Source organism: Kingella kingae ATCC 23330 (assembly GCF_900111845.1).
GTDB lineage: Bacteria > Pseudomonadota > Gammaproteobacteria > Burkholderiales > Neisseriaceae > Kingella > Kingella kingae.
This window is the reverse complement of the sequence record NZ_FOJK01000037.1, coordinates 1-4,234: the sequence shown is the minus strand read 5'-3', so window position 1 is coordinate 4,234 and position 4,234 is coordinate 1. Positions and strand designations below refer to the sequence as shown.

The window sequence follows — 4,234 nt, the reverse complement described above, 5'->3', positions numbered from 1 at the left end:
TATATTATTTAGTTTAGTGTTAAACATAGTACGGCTTTACGGTTACAAATCTTGGAAACCATGGTTAGCTCGTTTTGCGAATCGCATTGACCGTATTGTGGCTATTATTTAAAACTTGTCAGGTCTGCCCCTGCGCTGCCCAGTTTGCCAATACAATAGTAGATGACAAGCTGATACTTTCCATTGGTCGGCTGCTGATACACGCGCAAGATATGCGCCTATTCGTCAAACGCTATTTGCCAGCCTTTGAAAATCTAGGCATCGGTAAATCAGGCGCGTTGTGGTCATATGTTCACGATACCAGGCCAACATTTGAACGCGTCCGCAACTTCTTTCTCGCCCACACGCCATCGCAGTCGCAATGGTCGCAAGACGATGCGCAGTGGGTACGCAATCATATAAATAGTTGTTTAAATGGCGATATGATAGGCTTGTATCGTCATTCTAAATTTTTATCATTTTTGTGAATACAGGTTCTTACTTGGACAAATCTGTTTGAAAAGAGTGCTAATTTAACACACTCTTAGTTAAGTATGTTATACTCATGTACGTATATTACATACACATTAGTCTAATGTAATAGGCATGATTCTCTGACTTGTCCTATTAAGGATTTTTTTGAAACATTTGAATAAGGAAGAATTTATGAGTACCTCTAATAAAGCATTAGGTATTTCAAGTAATTACCCAATATTTAAGCTAAATAATTTAACTTCGGATAATATTATTTCTGCAGAAGAAGCCAAAGGCAATATTGCCATTACTGGTATGGTAAGTGGTACCGCAAAAGTGGGCGACGTGGTAACAGTTACTGTAAATGGTAAAAATTATACTGGTAAAGTAGCTGCTAATAAAACTTTTTCTATTAGTGTTTCGGGTAACCAATTAGTTGAAGATAAAGATAAATTAATTGAGGTGTCCATTGTAACCAAAGTAGGAAATACAACATATCGTTATACGAAACAAACTCAGTTTAAAGTAGACACTACCGCTATAATAACTAAACCAAAACCAGCAGTTATCAATCCAATCATCACTTTAGATGCCAAAGTTGCTGGTGATGACCTCGTATCTTTAGCAGAAGCTAAAGGAAAATTGAATGTAACAGGTAAAGTAGGCGGAAGTGCTAAAGCAGGCGATACAGTAACCTTAATTATCAATGGCAAAAAATACACAGGCAAAGTTGACAACAAAAACACCTTCTCAATTGGGGTAAACGGTTCAGATTTGGCAGCAGATAAAGACCGCACAATTGAAGCTGTATTGAACAGCAAAGACAGCACAGGCAAAGCAGTAAGCGTAAAAGCAACTGATACGTATAAAGTTGAAGTAGCCAAACCAAAACCAGCAGTTATCAATCCAATCATCACTTTAGATGCCAAAGTTGCTGGTGATGACCTCGTATCTTTAGCAGAAGCTAAAGGAAAATTGAATGTAACAGGTAAAGTAGGCGGAAGTGCTAAAGCAGGCGATACAGTAACCTTAATTATCAATGGCAAAAAATACACAGGCAAAGTTGACAACAAAAACACCTTCTCAATTGGGGTAAACGGTTCAGATTTAGCAGCAGATAAAGACCGCACAATTGAAGCTGTATTGAACAGCAAAGACAGCACAGGCAAAGCAGTAAGCGTAAAAGCAACTGATACGTATAAAGTTGAAACTGCAGCCCCCATTGCATCTATAATGCCTAAACCTACCGTGAGTACAGCAACGTTAACATTGGATGCAATAACAGGTGATGACTTATTGAATTATGCCGAAACTAAAGGCGATGTTAAATTGACTGGTAGTGTGGGTGGTTCAGCTAAGAAAGGCGATACTGTTGAGCTGAATATCAACAATAAAAAACAAAAAGTTACAGTTAGTGAAGGTAATAAATTCTCGTTAACGGTTAAAGGGAGCGAGCTAGCAGCAGATAAAGATGGCGCAATTGAAGTGATTTTGACCACTAAGAATGGTGATAAACCTGTAACATTATCAAGTATTTATAATTTTACTGCTATTCATGACGTAAGCGGCAAGCATGCTAATGATAAAGGACAAGTAGTAACGCCTTATTTTGTGGATTCAATTTCTATTTCTGATGATAGTCGCCGTGGATATTTATATCCAACCACGAAAACATATGCTCGAGCACCAAGAACAAGCTATTATGTGCGCGATGACCAACTAGGTCCAAAATTGCAAGGTAAATGGGCAGGGCCAGGTAAAGGTATTGTTGTGCGCTATAGTTTCGCGTTGAGAAACTACAATGGTGAAACTAATTTCAAAGAATTCTCGGTTACACAAAAACAAGCTGTTCGAGATGCTTTGGCTGAATATGCAAAATATGCCAATATCACTTTTGAAGAAGTATTAGATTCAGGTGATCAATTAGATAAAGGTAATGCCGATTTCCGCTTCTATTTTGATGATTTGAGAAATCATAATGAACCTGGTACAGTTGTTTACAATTCTGTGAAATCTAGCCAGCCAAACTTAATGCCGACCACGCAAAATATGTGTTTATGTTGTGGTGGTTTCCACCGCACAGCACGACATAATAAAACTACTGCTATTGGCTCAGAAGAAGCACAAAATGCAGGCGTCAGTATGACTGCAGGTTATGCTTATTATGGTGGTGATGTGCATATCAATAGCTTGTTGTATGCAGGTGATAAAGCTTTAAGCAAAGGCACATTAAAAGTACCTTATGGCAATGGTTGGTTTGATGGCGGATACGGCACATTGGTACACGAAATTGGTCATAGCTTAGGCTTTAAACATACGGGTAACTACAATGGCCAAAATGGTAAGGCGGAAGGTCCATATTTGCCAGACGGTGAAGAAAACTCTGGACACTCTGTCATGTCGTATAAAGACCTTCGTGATAGTAATCAGAATGTTATTCAAACAGGTCAAGGTTTACAAATTTTTGACTTAGCAGCTTTGCATTATCGCTATGGTGTGAATAAAGCTGAAAATAGTGGTAACAATACTTATCGCTTTAAAGCATACAACAAAGATAAAGTCGGTAACGATATTTATATTTGGGATGGTTCGGGTATTGATACGTTCGATGCATCTGATGCTAAAGATAAAGTGACTGTGGATTTAACACCAGGTTCTTGGAACTATATCGGATCAAAAACCAGCCATTTGATTACAGATACATTAGGTCACAAAGTAACAGGTCAATCGTTTATTGGTTATGGTACACAAATCGAAAATTTGATTGGTTCTGCGTTTAATGACACTTTGAGAGGTAATGATGCTGATAACATCATTACTGGCGGCAAAGGCAATGATACTATTTTTGGTGATTTAGGTAATGATACTTTGGATGGTGGTGAAGGAGTAGATCAATTGTCTGGTGGTAGAGGCGATGATATTTATATTGTTGATAATACAAGCGACACTGTAACCGAAGCTGCTAACGAAGGCAAAGACACTGTTATTAGCAGCGTAAACTACACATTAAGTGCCAACGTAGAAAACTTGACTTTAGTTGGTAAAGCAAATCTTTCTGGCACAGGTAATGATTTAGATAATGTAATTACTGGCAACCGTGGTAATAATACCTTGATTGGTGGCAAAGGTAACGATACCTATGTATTTAGCAAAGCAGGCGGTCACGATACTATTATTACTAGAGGTGGTGGCAATGATACCTTGCGTTTTGCAGGCATTAATATGGATGCTGTGTTAAATAAAACAGGCGGCGTGAAACAAAATGGTAACGACTTAGTCTTATCTGTAAGCAATAGCAGAGACAGTGTAACTATTAAAGATTGGTTCCAAGGTGGGCGAGATGTATTAAAAACATTTGAATTTGCCAATGGCAAAAAAGCTACAGCAGATCAAGTAGCAAGCTATATAAGCGCGTCTAACCAAATGGTGCATGCAATGGCATCATTTGGTGTAGCAACTGGCACATCAAGCAGCCTGAATAATATTGATCAACAAACTTCAACCCCAGTTTTGGCAGCTTCTTTATTGTCATAAATAGAAATGTTCGTATGGATTGAATAAAAATAGGCAAATTAAATATAATTTAATTTGCCTATTTTTCAATAAAAGTTGTTACCAACAATTTACGAAAGTTTGCAGCTTTGGTTTTTGCTGCTAGGGGCTAATGACATTTTAGCTATAATTTCAACCAAATCAAAGCACAAGCTAATGACACGGTACTTTCATAATTACGTTTTAATTTATCGTACCGTGTTGCCAGCGCACGAAAATGCTTTAATCG

At 37.9% G+C, this 4,234-nt stretch carries 2 protein-coding genes and 1 pseudogene; 2 read left to right on the top strand and 1 reads right to left on the bottom strand.

Annotated elements, in window-relative coordinates; all coding sequences use genetic code 11:
• The first annotated feature begins 212 nt into the window (after positions 1-212).
• Together BQ5809_RS10820 and BQ5809_RS07800 are read left to right on the top strand one after the other, a co-directional pair.
• A complete protein-coding gene (locus BQ5809_RS10820; RefSeq protein ID WP_143452388.1) occupies positions 213-467 on the top strand; it encodes a hypothetical protein in 255 nt (84 codons plus the stop codon).
• 178 nt (positions 468-645) lie between these two features.
• Entirely contained in the window at positions 646-3,987 is a 3,342-nt protein-coding gene (locus BQ5809_RS07800) for an Ig-like domain-containing protein (RefSeq protein WP_071461640.1), read from the top strand.
• Positions 3,988-4,129: 142 nt separating this feature from the next.
• Here the strand turns inward: BQ5809_RS07800 and BQ5809_RS07795 are convergent.
• Positions 4,130-4,234: pseudogene (locus BQ5809_RS07795) on the bottom strand (IS5/IS1182 family transposase); the annotation flags it as partial.

What these genes read in the sequence shown, in the direction of transcription:
- BQ5809_RS10820 (WP_143452388.1), top strand. Translation starts at nt 213, where the DNA reads ATGCGCCTATTCGTCAAACGCTATTTGCCAGCCTTTGAAAATCTAGGC.
- BQ5809_RS07800 (WP_071461640.1), top strand. Translation starts at nt 646, where the DNA reads ATGAGTACCTCTAATAAAGCATTAGGTATTTCAAGTAATTACCCAATA.